Genomic DNA, 19,707 nt, shown 5'->3' on the forward strand with positions numbered 1-19,707 from the left:
GGCAGGTCGGATCAGGGAGGGAGGCTGTGTCGATCGAAACTGTCTTTCAGCAGGGTCTGACCGGCAGATCAAGCAAGCATTCGGCAACGGACAGGGCCGTGCGGGCGTCGCCGGCGCTCGCGTCGGCCCCGACGCGCCGGAAGCTGTCCGGATTGGCGGCGAAGGCCGGGCCCCCAACGAGGACCCGCAGCGCTTCGTTCCGAGAATTCCGGCGCAAGGCCGCCACGGTCTCGGTCATCGTCGGAAGCAGGGTCTCGGAGGCGAGGGACAGTCCCACGACGTCGAACCACTCCTCCTGGATGCAGCGGAGGCTGTCCGTCTCCGGCTGCGTGATCGTCGAGGTCACCGACCAGCCGGCTTCCCGAAAGAACTGCTCCACCAAGGTGAGGCCAAACCTGTGGGAATCTCCCGGACAGGGCAGCAGCAGGATCTTCCGGTTCACGGCGGGGGCCACGGGCTCGCTGCGAAAGCGGCTCGTGATCTCGCGCATGATTCGCTGCAGCCGCCCCATGGCGCGGGTCACCTCGACGAAGTCGCAGAGGTCCTCCTCCCACAGGGTGCCGAGGTGGCGGGCCGTCGGTGCGAGGAGGTCGAGGAGGAGGCTGTCGGTCCCAAGGCCGGTCGCCAGGAGTTCCGCGAGCCTGCCCTCCACGTCGTCGCCCGCCGGGTCGAGCATGAGGGCCGTGAAGGCCGCGATCTGCTCCTCGCTCGGCAGCACGTCCGTCGGCTCCGGGGCCGGCTCGATCCGGTGCGCCAGCATCAGGCGGGGAATGATCTCGGATTCGACGACGCGCGCCAGATCCCGTTGCAGCCGGATCGCTTGTCCGAAGACTGCGAGCTGGGCGCTGATGCGGGATTCGCACAGGTCCGCGACATCCCGGCTGGATGGTTCGTAGCGCAAGCGATCACCGAACTGACTCACATCATCCATTGGTCCCTCCCAATGTGGCTGACGGCTTTACTGTCGGTTCGATCTTGCGCGTCGAATTCCGGGACGTCTGAGCACGCGCCTCAGTACCCCGGCGCCGGGGAGGGCCAGCTTGGCCGGCCTCTGCAATGAAGCCGCACGATACGCCCGAAACTGACTTTATCAATACGCACCCTGTAACTATTTTGCATTCAATCTGTCATTCTCTTTTGACGTAAAGCTGGCTTGACACATCGGGACCGCCTTCCTAACCTCCCCTTCAACGAGGCCCGGCGACCTGGTCGCAAGGGGTCTCCACAGGGGGGCGGACAGCATGATCCGGAGTGGGGACAGGCCCAGACGACCTCTCTACGACGCCGATCAGCGCGCCCGTCGCGACGCCACCCGCTGGACCCTGGTCCAGGGGGTTCTGGCCCCCCTTCAATTCCTCGTGTTCGCCGTGAGTCTGGGCCTCGTCCTGCGCACCCTGTGGACAGGTGAAGGCGCGACCGCCGCCAACGCGTCCGTGGTGGTGAAGACCCTGGTGCTCTACGCGATCATGGTCACGGGCTCGATCTGGGAGAAGGCCGTCTTCGGCCGCTACCTCTTCGCCCCGGCCTTCTACTGGGAGGACATGGTCAGCATGCTCGTGCTGGCCCTGCACACCGCCTACCTCGTGGCGCTGGCCGCCGGCGCCCTCGACACCGCCGGCCTGATGGGCCTCGCCCTGGCCGCCTACGCCTCCTACGCCGTCAACGCTGCGCAATTCGTGCTGAAGCTGCGCGCCGCCCGGCTCCACACGCGGCCGTCCCGCCTGGTCGCGGAGGCCGCGCGATGAACGCCCATGCGCCGCTTCCCGCCCTGGAGACGGGCTGCGACATCCGCCAGGAGCGCGGCCAGCGCGCGGTGTTCTGCGGATTGACCGGCATCGTCTGGCTGCACCGCAAGATCCAGGACGCCTTCTTCCTCGTGGTCGGCTCGCGCACCTGCGCCCACCTCATCCAGTCCGCGGCCGGGGTGATGATCTTCGCCGAGCCGCGCTTCGCCACCGCGATCCTCGACGAGCGCGACCTCGCCGGCCTCGTCGACGCCAACGAGGAGCTCGACCGGGTGGTCGCCCGCCTGATCGAGCGCCGCCCCGACATCCGCCTGCTGTTCCTCGTGGGCTCGTGCCCCTCGGAGGTGATCAAGCTCGACCTGTCGCGGGCGGCCCAGCGCCTGTCCCGCAGCTTCCACCCCGACGTGCGGGTGCTGAGCTACTCGGGCAGCGGCATCGAGACCACCTTCACGCAAGGGGAGGATGCCTGCCTCGCCGCCCTCGTCCCCGAGATGCCCCGCGCCGCGGAGACCGGGGCGCCCGCGCTCCTGGTGGTCGGCGCCCTGGCCGACGTGGTCGAGGACCAGTTCGCCCGCCTCTTCGCGGATCTCGGCCTCGCCGACGTGGCCTTCCTGCCGGCGCGCCGCGCCGGGGCGCTGCCGGCGGTCGGGCCCAACACCCGCTTCCTCCTCGCCCAGCCCTTCCTGGCCGAGACCGCCCGCGCCCTCGAGGCCCGGGGTGCGAAGCGGATCTCGGCGCCGTTCCCCCTCGGGGCGGAGGGCACGACAGGCTGGCTCGCTGCCGCCGCGGAGACCTTCGACGTCCCGGCCGAGCGATTCGCCCGCGTCACCGCCCCGGGTCGGGCCCGCGCCGCCGTCGCCCTCGACCTCTACCGGGAGCGCCTCGCCGGAAAGCGGGTGTTCTTCTTTCCCGATTCGCAGCTCGAACTGCCGCTCGCCCGTTTCCTGTCGCGCGAGATGGGGGCGGAGCTGATCGAGGTCGGCACGCCCTACCTCCATCGCCAGCACCATGCGCCGGACCTGGCGCTGCTGCCGGCCGGCACGAAGGTGGTGGAGGGTCAGAGCCTCGACGCGCAGATGGATCGCTGCCGGTCGGAAAAGCCCGACCTCACGGTCTGCGGCCTCGGCCTCGCCAACCCGCTGGAGGCGGAAGGGCTGGCGACCAAGTGGTCGATCGAGCTGCTGTTCACCCCGATCCAGGGCTACGACCAGGCCGGAGACCTCGCCGAACTGTTTGCGCGCCCGCTGAAGCGCCGCGCCCGGCTGGAGGTCTGAGGCGATGCAGCTCACGCTCTGGACCTACGAGGGGCCGCCGCATATCGGCGCCATGCGGATCGCCACCGCCATGCAGGGCCTGCACTACGTGCTGCACGCGCCGCAGGGCGACACCTATGCCGACCTGCTCTTCACCATGATCGAGCGGCGCGACGCCCGCCCGCCGGTGACCTACACGACCTTCCAGGCCCGCGATCTCGGCGCTGACACCGCCGCGATCTTCCAGAACGCCGTGGGAGAGGCTTACGCGCGCTTTCAGCCGCAGGCGATGATCGTTGGGGCCTCCTGCACCGCCGAGCTGATCCAGGACGACCCGGGCGGCCTCGCTCGCGCCCTCGACCTGCCGATCCCGGTCATCCCCCTAGAGCTTCCGGCGTACCAGAAGAAGGAGAACTGGGGCGCCTCGGAGACCCTCTACCGCCTCGTCCGGGCGCTGGCCGGCGGCACGCCGAGCGCGCGCGACGGGCGCCGCCCTCTCTGCAACATCCTCGGCCCCACGGCGCTGGGCTTCCGCCACCGCGACGACCTCGTGGAGGTCATCAAGATCCTCGCCGCCCTTGGCATCGACGTGAACGTGGTGGCGCCGCTCGGTGCGACGCCCGCCGATCTCGGGCGCCTCGGGGCGGCGGATTTCAACGTCGTGCTCTATCCCGAGATCGCCCGTGCCGCCGGCCTGCACCTTCAGAAGACCTTCGGCCAGCCGATGGTCGAGATCGTCCCGATCGGCGTCCAGGCCACCATCCGCTTCGTCGAGGCGGTGGCCGCCGCCGCGGGCGTCGATCCCGCCCCCGTCCTCGCCGGCGCCCCCTCGCGCCTGCCCTGGTATTCGCGCTCGGTCGATTCGACCTACCTCACCGACAAGCGGGTCTTCATCTTCGGCGACGCCACCCACGCGCTGGCCGCCGCCCGCGTCGCCGCCACGGAACTCGGCTTCAAGGTGGTGGGCCTGGGCACCTACACCCGCGAATTGGCCCGCGAGGTCCGGGCCGAGGCGACGCTCCATGGCATCGAGGCCACGATCACCGACGATTACCTCGACGTCGAGGCCGCGATCCAGGCCGCTGGACCGGAGCTCGTGCTCGGCACCCAGATGGAGCGGCACATCGCCAAGCGCCTCGGGTTGCCCTGCGCGGTGATCTCGGCGCCGATCCACGTCCAGGACTTCCCCGCGCGCCACTCGCCGCAGATGGGGTTCGAAGGCGCCAACGTCCTGTTCGACACCTGGGTCCACCCGCTGATGATGGGCCTGGAGGAACACCTGCTCGGCATGTTCCGCGAGGATGCCGAGTTCCACGGTGCCGCCGCGCCCTCGCACCTGCCCCGGCACGGCGTCGCTGCGCCGCAGCCGGTCGCCCCGGCACCTTCTGTGGCCGCAGAACCGATCCTCCTGACCTGGGCGACCGATGCCGAGAAGGAACTGAAGAAGATCCCGTTCTTCGTGCGGGGCAAGGCCCGCGCGAACACCGAGCGCTTCGCACGGGAACGTGCCCTGCCGCTCATCACCGTCGAGACATTGTACGATGCCAAAGCGCATTTCGGACGCTGAGCGCCCGGCGCTCCGGGTCGTCCTAGTGACGATGGACAACCACGTGGCGAGCGCGCTGGAGCGCGCCCGCCAACGGCTCGCCCGCGACCTGCCGGGCCTCACCCTGGACTTCCACGCGGCCGCCGCCTGGGACACCGACGCCACCGCCCTGGAGGCCTGCAAGGCCGACATCGCCCGCGCCGACATCGTCCTCTCCACCATGCTGTTCATGGACGAGCACGTCCGGGCGATCCTGCCGTCCCTGCTGGCCCGGCGCCCGCATTGCGACGCCATGATCGGCTGCCTGTCGGCGGGCGAGGTGGTGAAGACCACCCGCCTTAACCGCTTCGACATGGACAGCACCAAGCGCGGCGCCCTCGATTTCCTGAAGAAGCTGCGCGGCAAGCCCGGCGCCCAGGGCAACGGCGCCCGCCAGATGGCGATGATCCGCAAGCTGCCCAAGATCCTGCGGTTCATTCCGGGCTCCGCCCAGGACGTCCGGGCCTATTTCCTCACCCTGCAATATTGGCTCTCGGGCTCGGACGAGAACATCGCCAACCTCGTGCGCTTCCTGGTCGGCCGCTACGCCGCCGGCCCGCGCGAGGGCTGGCGCCGAATCGCCGCCGCGCCGGCGCCGCTCAGCTACCCCGAGAGCGGGCTGTATCATCCGCGCATGGCCGGCCGGATCGGCGAGGACGGGGCGAAGGTGCCCGCACCCGCCGGCGCCCTGAAGGGCCGCGTCGGCCTCCTCGTCATGCGCTCCTACGTGCTGGCCGGAAACACGGCGCATTACGACGGCGTCATCGCCGCCCTGGAGGCGCGGGGGCTCAGCGTCGTGCCGGCCTTCGCCAGCGGTCTCGACAACCGCCCGGCCATCGATGCGTTCTTCCGGCGCGACGGACGCCCGATCATCGACGCGCTGGTCTCGCTCACCGGCTTCTCCCTGGTGGGCGGCCCGGCCTACAACGACGCCGCCGGGGCCCAGGCGCTCCTCGCCGACCTCGACGTGCCCTACCTCGCGGCCCACGCCCTCGAGTTCCAGACCCTGGAGCAGTGGGAAGCCTCCGACCGGGGCCTGTCGCCGGTGGAGGCCACCATGATGGTGGCGATCCCCGAGCTCGACGGCGCGACCAGTCCGATGGTGTTCGGCGGACGCTCCAGCCGCTCCCTCGGCGCCAGCGCCCGCGACATGGTCGTGCATCCCGAGCGCGCCGACATGCTCGCCGCCCGCGTCGAGCGCCTCGTGGTCCTGCGCCGCAAGGCGCGGGCCGAGCGCCGGGTCGCCGTGGTGCTGTTCGGCTTCCCGCCCAACGCCGGCAGCATCGGCACCGCCGCCTTCCTGTCGGTCTACCACTCCCTCCACAACACCCTCGCGGCCCTGAAGGCCGAGGGCTACGCGGTCGAGGTGCCCGAGAGCGTCGACGCCCTGCGCGAGGCTGTGCTCGCCGGCAACGCCGCCCGCTTCGGCACCCCCGCCAACGTCCATCACCGCATCCCCGCCGACGAGCATGTCCGGCGCGAGCGGCATCTGGCCGAGATCGAGGCCCAGTGGGGCCCGGCGCCCGGGCGCCAGAACAGCAACGGCGCCCAGATCTTCGTGCTCGGCGCCCAGTTCGGAAACGTCTTCGTCGGCGTCCAGCCGGGCTTCGGCTACGAGGGCGACCCGATGCGGCTGCTGTTCGAGCGCGGCTTCGCCCCGACCCACGCCTTCTCGGCCTTCTACCGCTACCTGCGCGAGGATTTCCGCGCCGACGCGGTCCTGCATTTCGGCACCCACGGGGCGCTGGAATTCATGCCCGGCAAGCAGACCGGCCTGTCCGGCGCCTGCTGGCCCGAGCGGCTGATCGGCGCGCTGCCCCACATCTATCTCTACGCCGCCAACAACCCGTCCGAGGGCCTGCTGGCCAAGCGCCGCTCGGCCGCGACCCTGGTGAGCTACCTGACCCCGAGCCTGGCCCAGGCCGGACTTTATCGCGGCCTCATCGACCTCAAGGCCTCGATCGAACGCTGGCGCGGCCTGGAGCCGGAGGCGGTGGGCGAGCGCCGCGATCTCGCCGAGCTGATCCAGGCCCAGGGCGCCGGCCTCGACCTCGTCGCCGCCGAGCCCGCCTGGACCGCCGATCTCGCCGGCCACGTCCACGGCCTCGGCACGGCACTCCATGAACTGGAGCACACCCTGATCCCGCACGGCCTCCACGTGGTCGGGCAGTCGACGCCGCCGGAGGAGCGGACCGACATCCTCCTCGCCCTGGCGGAGGCCAGCCACGGCCTCGTGCCCACCCGTGCCGGCCTCCAGGCCCTGGTGGCCGGCGCGGCCATCGACGCCGCCCTGGCGCAGGGCGGTCTCGGCCCCTCCGATGCGAACCGCGCCGCCTTCGCGTCCTTGCGCGAGACCGATCTCCTGTTGTCACGGGATCACGAGATCCGGGGCCTCCTCGCCGCCCTCGACGGCCGCTTCATCGCCCCCGTCGCCGGCGGGGACCTCCTGCGCAACCCGGACATCCTGCCCACGGGCCGCAACCTGCACGGCTTCGACCCCTACCGCCTGCCCTCGGCCTTCGCTCTAGCGGACGGCGCCCGGCAGGCCGCGCGTCTCCTGACCCGCTACCGCGACGAGGGCGCGGTGCTGCCCGAGAGCATCGCCCTCGTGCTCTGGGGCACCGACAACCTGAAGAGCGAGGGCGGTCCCATCGCACAGGCCCTGGCGCTGTTCGGCGCGGCCCCGCGCTTCGACGGCTACGGCCGCCTCTGCGGCGCCATTCTGATCCCCCTCGAAACCCTGGGTCGCCCGCGCATCGACGTGGTCGTGACCCTGTCGGGCATCTTCCGCGATCTGCTGCCGCTCCAGACCAAGCTCCTGGCCGAAGCCTCCTATCTCGCCGCTACCGCCGACGAGCCGTCCGACCGGAACTTCGTGCGCAAGCACGCCCTGGCGCTCCAGGCCGAGCACGGGATCGACCTCGAGACCGCGGCCCTGCGGGTGTTCTCCAACGCGGAGGGCACCTACGGCGCCAACGTCAACCAGCTCGTCGAATCCGGTCGTTGGGAAGAAGCCGACGAGATCTCGGAGACCTTCGCGCGGCGCAAATCCTTCGCCTACGGCCGCACCGGCGTGCCCACCGCCCAGCGCGCCCTGATGGGGGCCGTGCTCGCCACCGTCGATCTCGCCTACCAGAACCTCGATTCGGTCGAGGTCGGCGTCACCTCGGTGGACCACTACTTCGACGGTCTCGGCGGCATGGGCCGCGCCGTCGCCGAAGCCCGCGGCGCGGCGGTGCCGATCTTCATCAGCGACCAGACCCGCGGCGAAGGCGTGGTCCGGACCCTGACGGAGCAGGTCTCCCTGGAGACCCGCACCCGGATGCTCAACCCGAAATGGACCGAGGGCATGCTCGGCCACGGCTACGAGGGCGTGCGCCAGATCGAGGCGCACCTCACCAACACCCTGGGCTGGTCGGCCACCACCAACGGCGTCGCCCCCTGGGTCTACCAGCGCATCACCGAGACCTACGTCCTCGACCCCGCCATGCGCGCGCGCATGGCGGCCCTCAACCCGACCGCTTCGGCCAAGGTGGCTCACCGGCTGATCGAGGCGCACCAGCGCGGCTTCTGGACCCCCGACGCGGAGACGCGCGACGCGCTCGACCGCGCCGAGGAGGAACTCGAGGACCGCGTCGAAGGCATCACCGCAGGGGTCGCCGCATGAACATCGCCATCCGCAATCCCGTCACCGCGCGCCAGCCCGAGGGCAGCGTCCAGGTCGAGCTCGACCCGAACCTCAAGATCGGCACCGCCAAGGTGTTCGCGGTCTACGGCAAGGGCGGCATCGGCAAGTCGACCACTTCGTCGAACCTGTCGGTGGCGTTCTCCAAGCTCGGCAAACGCGTGCTGCAGATCGGCTGCGACCCCAAGCACGATTCGACCTTCACGCTGACGAAGCGCCTGGCCCCGACCGTGATCGATGCCCTGGAGGCCGTGCAGTTCCACTCCGAGGAGCTGCGCATCGAGGACTTCGTGGCCGAGGGCTACAACGGCGTCATGTGCGTCGAGGCCGGCGGCCCGCCGGCGGGCACCGGCTGCGGCGGCTACGTGGTCGGCCAGACGGTGAAGCTCCTCAAGGAGCACCACCTCCTCGAGGACACCGACGTGGTGATCTTCGACGTGCTCGGCGACGTGGTCTGCGGCGGCTTCGCCTCGCCGCTCCAGCACGCCGACCAGGCCCTCATCGTCACCGCCAACGACTTCGACTCGATCTTCGCCATGAACCGGATCGTGGCCGCGATCCACGCCAAGGCGAAGAACTATCCGGTGCGCCTCGGCGGGGTCATCGCCAACCGCTCGGCCAAGACCGACGAGATCGACCGCTTCAATGCCGCCGTGGGCCTCGAGCGCATCGCGCACTTCCCCGACCTCGACGTGGTCCGGCGCTCGCGCCTCAAGAAGTCGACCCTGTTCGAGATGGAGCCGACGCCGGAACTCGAAGCCGTCACCACCGAGTACATGCGTCTCGCGGCGCATCTCTGGGCCGGCGGCAAGCCGCTGAACGCGATCCCCATGAAGGACCGCGACCTGTTCGAATTCCTCGGCTTCGATTGAGCGGGCGCCGGACCATGACCTCGCACAGCTACGCCGCCCGCCGCTCTCAGCTCACCACCTACTTCGACCGCACTGCGGTCGAGGCCTGGGCCCGGCTGACCTCGGACGCGCCGGTCTCGAAGATCCGCGCCACGGTGCGGGCCGGCCGCGACGCCATGCGGACCAACCTCCTGTCCTGGCTGCCCGAAGACCTCACGGGCCGGCGCCTCCTCGATGCCGGCTGCGGTACCGGGGCCCTCAGCCTGGAGGCGGCGCGCCGCGGCGCCGAGGTCGTCGCCATCGACGTGTCGCCGACGCTGATCGGCCTCGCCCGGGAGCGCACCACCCTGTCGGGTCCGGGGCGGATCGACTTCCGGGTCGGCGACATGCTCGACCCCGCGCTGGGCCGATTCGACCACGTTGTGGCGATGGATTCCCTGATCCACTACGCCACGCCCGACATCGTGCAGGCGCTCGCGGCCCTAGCGGCCCGGACCAAGGCCGGCATCCTCTTCACCGTCGCGCCGCGCACGCCCCTTCTCACGCTGATGCACATGGCCGGCCGCGCCTTCCCGCGCGGCGACCGGGCGCCCGCCATCGTGCCCGTCGGCGCGGCGGACCTGCGCCGTCGCCTGGCGGCGGAGCCGGCTCTGGCCGGTGTCCGGGTCGCACGCGCGCACCGGGTGAACAGCGGGTTCTACCTGTCCCAGGCCTTCGAACTCCGGCGGCTGCCATGACCCGCCTTGGCGCCTCCATGGCCCGCGCCCTGCAACGCGTCGGTCCCGGCTTCCTGCCCTTCGCCGACGCGGCGACGGCGGAGCTGCCCATGGGGCGCCTGCTGCGGCTCGCCCTGTTCCAGGTCACGGTCGGCATGGCCGCGGTGCTGCTCATCGGCACCCTCAACCGGGTGATGATCGTCGAACTCGCGGTGCCGGCCTGGATCGTCGCCGTGATGCTGTCCCTGCCGCTGATCTTCGCGCCGTTCCGGGCGCTCGTCGGGTTCCGCTCGGACACCCACCGCTCGGTCCTGGGTTGGCGCCGGGTGCCCTACATCTGGTTCGGCACGCTGCTGCAGTTCGGCGGGCTGGCCATCATGCCCTTCGCCCTGCTGATCCTGTCGGGCGACACCACCGGCCCGGCCTGGCCCGGCCACGTGGCCGCCGCGCTCGCCTTCGTCATGGTCGGCGCCGGCCTCCACACCACCCAGACCGTGGGCCTGGCGCTGGCCACCGACCTCGCCCCGGCCCATGCGCGACCGCGGGTGGTGGCGCTGCTCTGCGTCATGCTGCTGGCCGGCATGGTGGTGAGCGCCATCGCCTTCGGGCTGCTGCTGGCGGATTTCTCGGCCCTGCGCCTCATCAAGGTGATCCAGGGGGCCGCGCTCCTCACCGTCGTGCTCAACGGCATCGCCCTCTGGAAGCAGGAGCCCCGGTCGCCCACCCGCACGGCGCGCGACCTGCCCCGGCCGACCTTCTCGGACTCCTGGGCCCTCTATGCCGGCAAGGGCCGGGTGCGCCGCCGCCTCGTCGCCACCGGGCTCGGCACCGCCGCCTTCTCGATGCAGGACATCCTGCTCGAGCCCTATGGTGGCCAGATCCTGCACCTGCCGGTGGCCGCCACCACGGCCCTGACCGCGCTGCTGGCCGCCGGCGGCGGCCTCGGGCTCCTGATCGCGGCGCGCTGGCTCGACCGGGGCGGCGACGCCTTCCGGGTCGCGGCCTCCGGGGCGGTCGTGGGCATCGCGGCCTTCTCCGCGGTGGTCTTCGCCGCGCCCCTGGATTCCGCCCGGCTCTTCGCCGTGGGCGTCGCCCTGATCGGCCTCGGCGGCGGCCTCTTCGCTCACGGGACACTGACGGCCTCCATGGCCAAGGCCGGCCCGGAGGATACGGGCCTCGCCCTCGGCGCCTGGGGCGCGGTCCAGGCCAGCGCGGCCGGCCTCGCCATCGCGGCGAGCGGCATCCTGCGCGATCTCGGCGCGCATCTGGCCGAGACCGGCCGGCTCGGCGAGGCGCTGAACCTGCCCTCCACCGGGTACCTCATCGTCTACCATCTGGAGATCGCGCTGCTGTTCGCGACGCTGCTGGCCATCGGCCCGCTCGTCCGGCCCGAGAGCCGCACGCCTCTTCCTCGATCCCTGCCTCGCTCAGCCTGAAGGAGACCGGCCATGCCGAGAGGTGAAATCACGGGCTACGTCGACGTCGCGCAGCTGGTCCTCTACGCGTTCTGGATCTTCTTCGCCGGCCTCGTCTTCTACCTGCGCCGCGAGGATCGCCGCGAGGGCTACCCGCTCGAATCCGAGGCCGCCCGCGGCCGGGCGATGCCCCCGGACCCGTTCCTGATCCCGTCGCCGAAGGCCTTCTTCCTCTCCAACGGCCACGTGAAGCACGCGCCCCAGACCGGCGAGCGCACCCCCTGGACCTATCGCGGCCACAAGCACGAGGTCTGGCCGGGCGCGCCGCTGGAGCCCGATACGGATGGACTGCACGACGCCATCGGTCCCGGCTCCTACGCCGACCGCGAGGACAGCCACGACGAGACCTGGGATCGCGAGAAGCGCATCGTGCCCCTGCGGGTCGCGGAGCACTTCGTGGTCCATGAACTCGGCCCGAACCCCATCGGCATGTCGGTGTTCGGCGCCGACCGGCAGGTGGCCGGCACCGTGAGCGATCTCTGGGTCGATCGCGGGGAATCCATGGTGCGCTACTACGAGATCGAGCTCGGCGCCGGCGGCCGGCGGGTGCTGATGCCCGCCACCTTCTGCCGGACCGGCCGGTTCTCCCAGCGCGTGACCTGCGAAGCCCTGCTGGCGCACCAGTTCGCCGACGTCCCCACCACCAAGGATCCGGATTCGGTCACCCTCAACGAAGAGGAGCGGATAATGGCGTTCTACGGCGGCGGCACCCTCTACGCGACCCCCACCCGGCAGGAGGCCATCCTGTGAACCGGTCCATCAGGCGGCCCGTGCCGCACCTGCCCGCCAACGCCTTCGACGCGCCGCCCGGCCTGCCGGCGCCGCTGCCCGCCGGCGAGCACATCCTCTGGCAGGGACGCCCCTGCGGCTTCGGCATCGCCTTCCGGGCGCTGCATCTGCGCCTCGTCGGCCTCTGGTTCGTCGGGCTGGCCCTGTGGGCGGCGCTCCCGGCGGCCCTCGCCGGACAGGTTCGGGAGGCTGCGTCGCTCGCCCTGCTCACCCTGGGGATCGGCACCGGTGCGGTCCTGCTCCTGGGGCTCCTCGGCTGGCTCTCGGCCCGCACCACCACCTACACCATCACCAACCGCCGGGTGGTCATGCGGATCGGCATCGCCCTGCCGATGACCCTGAACCTGCCCTTCGCCCTGGTGGAGGGGGCCGGCTGCCACCTCTATGGCGACGGCAGCGCCGACCTGCCCCTGCGCCTTCGCCCGGGCAACCGCGTCGCCTACCTCCACCTCTGGCCCCATGCCCGGCCCTGGCACGTGAACCGGCCCGAGCCGATGCTGCGCACGGTGGCGCAGGGCGGCGAGGTGGCCGCGATCCTGGCCCGCGCGCTGGCGGCCCATCGCGCGGCGCCGGAGGAGACGGCCGGCCCGGTCATCCTGCGGCCGCGCGTGGCGCCCGGCCCGCGCCTCGCCACTGCGAGCTGATCCGATGACCCGATCCAACCCGCATCCCCTCGCACGCACTGCCGGCCGCACCTCCCGGGGACTCGTGGCCGGCGTCGGCCTCCTCCTCGGCTTCGTCGTGGTGGCCGTGACCGTCGGCCGGGTCGAGAGCATCGGCCTGACCCGGATGGAGCCGGCGCGCCCCGTCCAGAGCCTCGCCCTCCGGGTCGACGACGCGGCGGACGGCTCGATCACCCTGCGGGATGCCGAGCACGGCGACCTCGTCGCCACGGTCCGCCCGGGCGCGGACAACTTCATCCGTGCCACCCTGCGGGGCTTCGCACAGGGGCGGCTCCGGGCCGGCCTGCCGCGCGACGTCCCCTTCCGCCTGACGCGCTTCGACGACGGCTCCCTCCGGCTCGACGACGCGCTCACCGGCCGCAGCGTCGATTTCGGCGCCTTCGGTCCCTCGAACTTCGCCGCCTTCGCCCGCCTGATGCCGAACGACGGAGCCGCACGATGATGGCCTGGCTGAACGGACGCCGCACCGTCGACGTCCCCTGCACCGTCGAGATCGAACAGACGCCCGAGAGCCTGCACGCCCACGTGGTCCTCGACGCCAGCTTCGAGATCGAGCCCGGCGACGCCGTGCAGGTGCACGACGCGCCCACCTCGGTGCCCTACGGCGAACGCCTCGTGGTGCGCCGGACCGCCACCGTGACCCGCGCCGGACGCCTGGAGCGGCTCTGGACCAAGCTCGCGGGCCACCTCGAGCTCACCGAACTCTACGAAGTCAGCTTTTCCGAGAGGAGGCGCCTGTGACCGCAGCCATTCAGCAGTCCGTTCCCAAGGCTCCCGCGCCCAAACTGCCCCTCAACGAGGCCACCAAGGCCGCGCAGGAGACGACGTTCCTGTCGCCGCGCTTCTACACGACCAACTTCGAGGAACTCGACCGCACCGACGTCGAGCCCGTCCGGGCCGAGTGGAACAAGCTCATCGCCGAGCTGCGCGCCGATCCGAACAAGCGCCACTTCACCCGCAATTCGGAGTTCGACTGCGACATGTCCGGGCTCGACCCGGCCCTGCGCAAGGAGTTCATGGACTTCCTGGTCTCGTCGATCACCGCCGAGTTCTCGGGCTGCGTGCTCTATGCCGAGATGCGCAAGCGCGCCAAGAACCCCGACATCCGCGAGCTGTTCGGCTTCATGAGCCGCGACGAGGCGCGGCACGCCGGGTTCATCAACGACGTGCTGAAGGATTTCGGCATCGGCGTGGACCTGGGCTTCCTGACCAAGTCGAAGAAGTACACCTTCTTTCGGCCGAAGTTCATCTTCTACGCCACCTATCTCTCCGAGAAGATCGGTTACGCCCGCTACATCACCATCTTCCGCGAGCTGGAGCGCAGGCCCGAGCGCCGCTTCCACCCGATCTTCAAGTGGTTCGAGAAGTGGTGCAACGACGAGTTCCGCCACGGCGAGGCCTTCGCCCTGCTGATGCGGGCCAACCCGAAGCTGACCTCCGGCGTGAACCGCTACTGGATCAAGTTCTTCCTCCTGGCGGTCTTCGCGACCATGTATGTCCGCGACCATTGCCGGCCGGCCTTCCATGAGGCCCTCGGGGTCGATCCGACCGATTACGACTTCCAGGTCTTCCGGATCACCTCGGAGATCTCGAAGCAGACGTTCCCCCTGACGCTGGACCTCGACAATCCGCGCTTCAAGCAGGCCCTCGACCGGCTGCTCGCCTGCTCGGTGGGGATCGCCGATGCCAGGGCGCAGGGCGGCTTCCTCGGCAAGCTCAAGCAGGGCGCCTGGGTCGCCGCCTCGGCGGTGAACTTCGCCCGGCTCTACGCCCTGCCGACCCGCGACAACCCGATGCCGGCGGAGATCCGCCTCGAGCCGGTCTGGTAGGATGGCCGCCTACGCGCTTCCCGCCCTCTATGCGGTGCTGGTCTGGTGGTTCTCCACCGGCCTGATCCTGCTCCTCGACCACCGCCCGCGCGCGACGCACGGGGTCAGCATGGCGGCGGGCACGGGCGTGCTCGCCCTGGCGCTGTGGGCCATCGGCGCCTCGGCCGGCGATGCCAGCGCGGGCGGCGCATACGTCGCCTTCACGGCGGCCCTGGTGGTCTGGGGCTGGCAGGAGATGAGCTACTACATGGGTTACGTCTCCGGCCCCCGGGCGGAGGGCTGCCCGCCCGACGCACGGGGCTTCCGGCGCTTTCGCGCGGCGGCGGCCACCAGCCTGTGGCACGAGGCGGCCATCGTCGCCGGCGGCCTCGCGATCCTGGTCCTGACCTGGCGCCAGCCGAACCTCTTCGCCCTGTGGACCTACCTCGTCCTGTGGGGGATGAATCTCTCCGCCCGGCTGAACCTCTTCCTCGGGGTGCGCAACCTCAACGCCGAATTCCTGCCCGAGCACCTCGCCTATCTCGGCAGCTACCTGCGGGTGCGCGCCATGAACCCGCTGTTCCCGGTCTCGGTGACGGCGGCCGGCCTCGCCACCGCCGCCCTGGTGCTGGCGGCCCTGGCCGAGGGCATCACCGCCCACGAAGTCGCCGGCCTCAGCATCCTGGCGACCCTGATGGCGCTGGCCACCCTGGAACACGGCTTCCTCATGCTGCCGCTGCCCTCGGCCGCTCTGTGGCAGTGGAGCCTGCCGAAACCGGACCGGGGCGGCCCGGTGTCCTCGCCCGTCCCGGCCGCGCGCGGGGAAAGCCCTCGCGTCGGCGAGCCCCGCCTCGCCGAGGCCGAGGGACGCTGAAACAGGTTTCCGGTCCGCCCCGGCGGACCGGCTCGATCGACGCCGCCGCGGCGGCAGGATGGGCGAGCGGGCCGAAACCCGCCGTGCAACGAGGGAAGGGGACGGGCATGAACTACGAAGAGATCTTCGGCTCTGCTTTGGCCGGCCTGCATCGCGAGGGTCGCTACCGCGTCTTCACCGACCTCGAACGGCAGGCGGGCCGGTTCCCGCACGCCACCCACCACACGCCGTCCGGCACGCGGCCCGTCACCGTCTGGTGCTCCAACGACTATCTCGGCATGGGCCAGAACCCGGCCGTGCTCGACGCCATGCACGAGGCCCTGGACCGCTGCGGCGCCGGTGCCGGGGGCACCCGCAACATCTCGGGCACCAACCATTACCACGTCCTCCTCGAGCGCGAGCTCGCCGACCTCCACGCCAAGGAGGCCGCGCTGCTCTTCACCTCCGGCTACGTCTCGAACTGGGCGGCGTTGGGCACCCTCGGGAGCCAGCTCCCCGGCTGCGCGATCTTCTCGGATGCCGGCAACCACGCCTCGATGATCGAGGGGATCAAGGCGAGCCGCGCCGAGCGCCACATCTTCCGCCACAACGACCCCGAGGATCTCGACCGCAAGCTGCGCCTCGTCGATCCGGGCCGCCCGAAGATCGTGGCCTTCGAGTCGGTCTACTCGATGGACGGCGACATCGCCCCGATCGCGGAGATCTGTGACGTGGCCGAGGCGCACGGCGCGCTCACCTACCTCGACGAGGTGCACGCCGTCGGCCTCTACGGCGCGCGCGGCGGCGGCATCTCGGAGCGTGACGGCCTCGCCCACCGCCTCGACGTGATCGAGGGCACGCTCGGCAAGGCCTTCGCGGTCCATGGCGGCTACATCACCGGCTCGGCCAGGCTCTGCGACTTCGTGCGCAGCTTCGCCTCCGGCTTCATCTTCACCACCTCGCTGCCGCCCGCCGTGGCGGCGGGGGCCGCGGCGAGCATCCGCCACCTCAAGGCGAGCGGAGCCGAGCGGACCCGGCACCAGGAGCGGGTCGCCGCGGTGCGCGCCCGCCTCGACGCCGCCGGCATCCCCTATCTGCCGAACGACAGCCACATCGTGCCGGTGATGGTCTGCGATCCCGTGCTGTGCAAGGCGATCAGCGACACCCTGCTCGACGAGTTCGGCATCTACGTCCAGCCGATCAACTACCCCACCGTGCCCCGCGGCACCGAGCGCCTCCGGATCACGCCCTCGCCCCTGCATTCCGACGACGACATTGACCACCTCGTCGGCGCGCTGAGCACGATCTGGGGCCGGATGGGCGTCCAGCGCGCGGCGGCCGAGTAGGACGCCCGCGAACTCTGCACCCCGCATGGGGGCAGGGGACCCCGCACACGGTCTCGCGCAAGGAAGATCAAGCCCATGATCGTGAATGGATCGATCCGAGCGATGTCCCTCAAACCGGTCTCCGCGACGCCTCCGAGCGAGACGCCGCCGATCCTCCGGGCCGCGGGTCCGGTCAAGGCGCCGCGGGCCCAAACGGCCTCGGCCACGCCGACCTTCCCGTTCTCGGCCATCGTCGGCCAGGACGAGATGCGCCGGGCGCTGCTCATCGCGGCCGTCGACCCGTCGGTCGGCGGCGTGCTGGTGTTCGGCGACCGCGGCACCGGCAAGTCGACGGCGATCCGCGGCCTCGCCGCGCTGCTGCCGCCGATGGCGGCGGTGGCGGGCTGTCCCTATGCCTGCGATCCCGGCCGGCCGGCCGAGCACTGCCACCGCTGCCGCGAGCAGGTGGAGCTGCGCGCCGAATCTGTTCCTGTCCCGGTGGTGGACCTGCCGCTGGGTGCCACCGAGGACCGGGTGGTCGGTGCCCTCGACCTGGAGCGCGCCCTGACCCGCGGCGAGAAGGCCTTCGAGCCGGGCCTGCTGGCCCGGGCCAATCGCGGCTTCCTCTACATCGACGAGGTGAACCTCTTGGACGACCACCTGGTCGACCTCCTCCTCGACGTGGCGGCATCGGGCGTGAACACCGTGGAGCGCGAGGGCCTCAGCATCCGCCATCCCGCCCGCTTCGTCCTCGTCGGCAGCGGCAACCCGGAGGAGGGGGAGCTGCGGCCCCAGCTCCTCGACCGCTTCGGCCTTGCCGTCGAGGTGACGACGCCCACGGACCTGCCGACCCGCATCGACGTGGTCCGCCGCCGCGACGCCTACGAGCGCGATCCGGCGGCCTTCTGTGCCGGCTACGCCAAGGCCGACCGCGCCATCCGCAAGGCGCTCACCGCCGCCCGCGCCCGGCTTCCCGCCCTCGCCGTGCCCGACGCCACCCTGGAGGCCGCCGCCCGCCTCTGCTTGGCGCTCGGCACCGACGGCCTGCGCGGCGAACTCACGCTGATGCGCACCGCCCGGGCGCTCGCGGCCTACGAGGGCGCCGAGACGGTGGGCCTCGATCACCTGGCCCGGATCGCCCCCTCGGCCCTGCGCCACCGCCTGCGCCGCAACCCCCTCGACGAATCCGGCTCCACCGCGCGGGTCGCCCGCGCCGTGGAGGACATCCTCGCCCGATGAGCCCCGCCTGGGCCCAAGCCCTGCGCGTGGCGCGCCTCGTCGCCCGCGACCCACATGCCTGCGGCGGCGTCCTCGTCCGGGCCGGGGCCGGCCCGGTGCGGGACCTCTGGCTCGACCGTCTCGCAGGCGAACTCGCACCCGCCCGGCCCGTCCGCCGGATGCCGGCGGGCATCGCCGACGACCGCCTCCTCGGGGGACTCGACCTCGCCGCGACCCTGGCGGCGGGGCGGCCCGTCGCCCAGTCCGGCCTTCTGGCCGAGGCCGATGGCGGGCTCGTGGTGGTGCCCATGGCGGAGCGCCTGTCCTCCGGCACCGCCGCGCGCCTCGCCGCCGCGCTGGATGCCGGCGCGATCCGGGCCGAGCGCGACGGACTGGCGGCGCGGACCCGCACGCGGATCGGCCTCATCCTCCTCGACGAGGGGGAGGGCGACGACGCCGCGGTTCCCGAGGCCCTGGCCGATCGCCTGGCCTTCCGCCTCGACCTGACCGGTCTCGCCTGGGGCGACACGCAAGGGGCGGCGACCGAAGGCGAGCCGGAACCGGACGACCCGGACCTCGAACCCGACGCCGCGGTCGCGGATCTCTGCACGGTCGCGGCCGCGCTCGGCATCGCCTCCCTGCGGGCGCCCCTGCTGGCCCTGCGGATCGCCCGCCTGCTGGCGGGGCACAAGGCGCTTCGCGCGCGAGACGTTCGCGAGGCCGCCAGCCTCGTCCTCGCCCCGCGCGCGACGCGCCTGCCGTCGAGCCCGGAGGACGCGGAGGCGGCGCCGGCGGAGCGGCCCGAGCCGCCCGCACCGGACGGGACCGAGTCGTCCGATCCCGGTCTCGAACCGGGCGCCGAGAGCCTGGTCGAGGCCGCCCGCGCGGCGATCCCGCCGGATCTCCTCGCCCGCCTGGGCGCGGCCGGCGCGGCGCCGTCCTCCCCGAAGGCCGGCCGCGTCGGCGCGGTGATGCAGGCGCCGCGCAGCGGCCGTCCGGCCGGCACCCGGCCCGGCTCGCCGCGCACGGGCCGCCTCGCCCTCCTGCCGACCCTGCGGGCCGCCGCGCCCTGGCAGCGCCTGCGGGCCGGTGCGGAGGGAGCCCCGCGCCTGATCCAGGTGCGCAGCGACGATTTCCGCATCACGCGGTTCCGCCAGCGCAGCGAGACCACCACGATCTTCGCCGTGGACGCCTCCGGCTCGGCCGCCCTGGAGCGCCTGGCCGAGGCGAAGGGCGCCGTCGAGCTGCTCCTGGCCGAGGCCTATGTCCGGCGCGACAAGGTCGCCCTCGTCGCGTTCCGGGGCGCCGGGGCCGAGATCGTCCTGGCCCCGACCCGCGCCCTGGCGCGGGCCCGGCGCGGCCTCTCGGCCCTGCCGGGGGGCGGGGGCACCCCCCTGGCCTCGGGCCTCGACGCCGCCGGCACCCTCGCCCGCGCCGTCCGGCGCGGCGGCGGCACCCCCGTGGTGGTGGTGCTCACCGACGGGCGCGCCAACGTCGCCCGCTCCGGGGCGCCCGGCCGGGTCGCGGCCGGCGCCGAAGCCCTGAACGCCGCCGGCCTCCTGCGGGCCGACGCCATCCGGACGATCCTCATCGACACCGCGGCGCGGCCGCAGGAGACCGCGCGGCGCCTCGCCGAAGCGATGGGCGCGCGCTATGTCCCGCTTCCCTATGCCGATGCCGCGGCCATGAGCACCGCGATCCGCTCGGCCCGCTGAAGGATC

The 19,707-nt window shown here is 72.0% G+C and carries 17 protein-coding genes; 16 read left to right on the plus strand and 1 reads right to left on the minus strand.

What is annotated here, in order from left to right:
• Window positions 1–46 precede the first annotated feature (46 nt).
• Window positions 47–931 carry a cobalamin B12-binding domain-containing protein gene (locus tag ASG63_RS17375; protein WP_056219082.1) on the minus strand — a complete coding sequence of 295 codons (885 nt, stop codon included), beginning with the start codon at window positions 929–931 and terminating at the stop codon, window positions 47–49.
• Between the two features lie 310 nt (window positions 932–1,241).
• On the opposite strand from ASG63_RS17375, the gene bchF reads away from it, so the two are divergent.
• The 16 genes from bchF to ASG63_RS17455 all read left to right on the plus strand — a co-directional run bounded on the left by bchF (window position 1,242) and on the right by ASG63_RS17455 (window position 19,701).
• Entirely contained in the window at window positions 1,242–1,745 is a 504-nt protein-coding gene (bchF, locus tag ASG63_RS17380; RefSeq protein ID WP_056219086.1) for a 2-vinyl bacteriochlorophyllide hydratase, read from the plus strand.
• Window positions 1,742–3,019, plus strand: a complete 1,278-nt coding sequence (locus ASG63_RS17385) for a ferredoxin:protochlorophyllide reductase (ATP-dependent) subunit N (protein ID WP_056219090.1) — start codon at window positions 1,742–1,744, stop codon at window positions 3,017–3,019. Before bchF ends, ASG63_RS17385 begins: the two co-directional genes overlap by 4 nt.
• A gap of 4 nt (window positions 3,020–3,023) precedes the next feature.
• On the plus strand, window positions 3,024–4,565 hold the full coding sequence (bchB, locus tag ASG63_RS17390) for a ferredoxin:protochlorophyllide reductase (ATP-dependent) subunit B (RefSeq protein ID WP_056219093.1): 1,542 nt from the start codon (window positions 3,024–3,026) through the stop codon (window positions 4,563–4,565).
• Window positions 4,540–8,250 carry a magnesium chelatase subunit H gene (locus ASG63_RS17395; protein ID WP_056219096.1) on the plus strand — a complete coding sequence of 1,237 codons (3,711 nt, stop codon included), beginning with the start codon at window positions 4,540–4,542 and terminating at the stop codon, window positions 8,248–8,250. Before bchB ends, ASG63_RS17395 begins: the two co-directional genes overlap by 26 nt.
• A complete protein-coding gene (bchL, locus tag ASG63_RS17400) occupies window positions 8,247–9,140 on the plus strand; it encodes a ferredoxin:protochlorophyllide reductase (ATP-dependent) iron-sulfur ATP-binding protein (RefSeq protein ID WP_056219099.1) in 894 nt (297 codons plus the stop codon). The genes ASG63_RS17395 and bchL overlap by 4 nt, the downstream gene beginning before the upstream one ends.
• A gap of 14 nt (window positions 9,141–9,154) precedes the next feature.
• A complete protein-coding gene (bchM, locus tag ASG63_RS17405; protein ID WP_056219102.1) occupies window positions 9,155–9,856 on the plus strand; it encodes a magnesium protoporphyrin IX methyltransferase in 702 nt (233 codons plus the stop codon).
• Window positions 9,853–11,271: an MFS transporter gene (locus tag ASG63_RS17410; protein ID WP_056219105.1), complete on the plus strand. Its 1,419-nt coding sequence runs from the start codon at window positions 9,853–9,855 to the stop codon at window positions 11,269–11,271. The genes bchM and ASG63_RS17410 overlap by 4 nt, the downstream gene beginning before the upstream one ends.
• Before the next feature lie 12 nt (window positions 11,272–11,283).
• Window positions 11,284–12,060 carry a photosynthetic reaction center subunit H gene (gene puhA, locus ASG63_RS17415; RefSeq protein ID WP_056219108.1) on the plus strand — a complete coding sequence of 259 codons (777 nt, stop codon included), beginning with the start codon at window positions 11,284–11,286 and terminating at the stop codon, window positions 12,058–12,060.
• A 29-nt stretch (window positions 12,061–12,089) separates the two neighbouring features.
• On the plus strand, window positions 12,090–12,743 hold the full coding sequence (gene puhB / locus ASG63_RS17420; RefSeq protein ID WP_443189809.1) for a photosynthetic complex putative assembly protein PuhB: 654 nt from the start codon (window positions 12,090–12,092) through the stop codon (window positions 12,741–12,743).
• A 4-nt stretch (window positions 12,744–12,747) separates the two neighbouring features.
• Entirely contained in the window at window positions 12,748–13,224 is a 477-nt protein-coding gene (puhC, locus tag ASG63_RS17425) for a photosynthetic complex assembly protein PuhC (protein ID WP_082487672.1), read from the plus strand.
• Window positions 13,221–13,523: a hypothetical protein gene (locus ASG63_RS17430; RefSeq protein WP_407067248.1), complete on the plus strand. Its 303-nt coding sequence runs from the start codon at window positions 13,221–13,223 to the stop codon at window positions 13,521–13,523. The genes puhC and ASG63_RS17430 overlap by 4 nt, the downstream gene beginning before the upstream one ends.
• A 44-nt stretch (window positions 13,524–13,567) precedes the next feature.
• Window positions 13,568–14,611 carry a magnesium-protoporphyrin IX monomethyl ester (oxidative) cyclase gene (acsF, locus tag ASG63_RS17435; protein WP_200957560.1) on the plus strand — a complete coding sequence of 348 codons (1,044 nt, stop codon included), beginning with the start codon at window positions 13,568–13,570 and terminating at the stop codon, window positions 14,609–14,611.
• A 1-nt stretch (window position 14,612) separates the two neighbouring features.
• The gene (gene puhE / locus ASG63_RS17440; protein ID WP_082487674.1) at window positions 14,613–15,464 is read left to right on the plus strand and encodes a putative photosynthetic complex assembly protein PuhE; all 852 of its coding nucleotides are present in this window, start codon (window positions 14,613–14,615) and stop codon (window positions 15,462–15,464) included.
• 107 nt (window positions 15,465–15,571) lie between these two features.
• Window positions 15,572–16,789, plus strand: a complete 1,218-nt coding sequence (gene hemA, locus ASG63_RS17445) for a 5-aminolevulinate synthase (protein WP_056219117.1) — start codon at window positions 15,572–15,574, stop codon at window positions 16,787–16,789.
• Between the two features lie 102 nt (window positions 16,790–16,891).
• Complete coding sequence (gene bchI, locus ASG63_RS17450) at window positions 16,892–18,007, plus strand: magnesium chelatase ATPase subunit I (protein ID WP_082559372.1); 1,116 nt, start codon at window positions 16,892–16,894, stop codon at window positions 18,005–18,007.
• A complete protein-coding gene (locus ASG63_RS17455; protein WP_056219121.1) occupies window positions 18,004–19,701 on the plus strand; it encodes a magnesium chelatase subunit D in 1,698 nt (565 codons plus the stop codon). The genes bchI and ASG63_RS17455 overlap by 4 nt, the downstream gene beginning before the upstream one ends.
• The last annotated feature ends 6 nt before the right edge of the window (window positions 19,702–19,707 follow it).

The organism is Methylobacterium sp. Leaf94 (assembly GCF_001426045.1).
GTDB lineage: Bacteria > Pseudomonadota > Alphaproteobacteria > Rhizobiales > Beijerinckiaceae > Methylobacterium.

What these genes read in the sequence shown, in the direction of transcription:
- ASG63_RS17375 (WP_056219082.1), bottom strand. Translation starts at nt 931, where the DNA reads ATGGATGATGTGAGTCAGTTCGGTGATCGCTTGCGCTACGAACCATCC.
- bchF (WP_056219086.1), top strand. Translation starts at nt 1,242, where the DNA reads ATGATCCGGAGTGGGGACAGGCCCAGACGACCTCTCTACGACGCCGAT.
- ASG63_RS17385 (WP_056219090.1), top strand. Translation starts at nt 1,742, where the DNA reads ATGAACGCCCATGCGCCGCTTCCCGCCCTGGAGACGGGCTGCGACATC.
- bchB (WP_056219093.1), top strand. Translation starts at nt 3,024, where the DNA reads ATGCAGCTCACGCTCTGGACCTACGAGGGGCCGCCGCATATCGGCGCC.
- ASG63_RS17395 (WP_056219096.1), top strand. Translation starts at nt 4,540, where the DNA reads ATGCCAAAGCGCATTTCGGACGCTGAGCGCCCGGCGCTCCGGGTCGTC.
- bchL (WP_056219099.1), top strand. Translation starts at nt 8,247, where the DNA reads ATGAACATCGCCATCCGCAATCCCGTCACCGCGCGCCAGCCCGAGGGC.
- bchM (WP_056219102.1), top strand. Translation starts at nt 9,155, where the DNA reads ATGACCTCGCACAGCTACGCCGCCCGCCGCTCTCAGCTCACCACCTAC.
- ASG63_RS17410 (WP_056219105.1), top strand. Translation starts at nt 9,853, where the DNA reads ATGACCCGCCTTGGCGCCTCCATGGCCCGCGCCCTGCAACGCGTCGGT.
- puhA (WP_056219108.1), top strand. Translation starts at nt 11,284, where the DNA reads ATGCCGAGAGGTGAAATCACGGGCTACGTCGACGTCGCGCAGCTGGTC.
- puhC (WP_082487672.1), top strand. Translation starts at nt 12,748, where the DNA reads ATGACCCGATCCAACCCGCATCCCCTCGCACGCACTGCCGGCCGCACC.
- ASG63_RS17430 (WP_407067248.1), top strand. Translation starts at nt 13,221, where the DNA reads ATGATGGCCTGGCTGAACGGACGCCGCACCGTCGACGTCCCCTGCACC.
- puhE (WP_082487674.1), top strand. Translation starts at nt 14,613, where the DNA reads ATGGCCGCCTACGCGCTTCCCGCCCTCTATGCGGTGCTGGTCTGGTGG.
- hemA (WP_056219117.1), top strand. Translation starts at nt 15,572, where the DNA reads ATGAACTACGAAGAGATCTTCGGCTCTGCTTTGGCCGGCCTGCATCGC.
- bchI (WP_082559372.1), top strand. Translation starts at nt 16,892, where the DNA reads ATGTCCCTCAAACCGGTCTCCGCGACGCCTCCGAGCGAGACGCCGCCG.
- ASG63_RS17455 (WP_056219121.1), top strand. Translation starts at nt 18,004, where the DNA reads ATGAGCCCCGCCTGGGCCCAAGCCCTGCGCGTGGCGCGCCTCGTCGCC.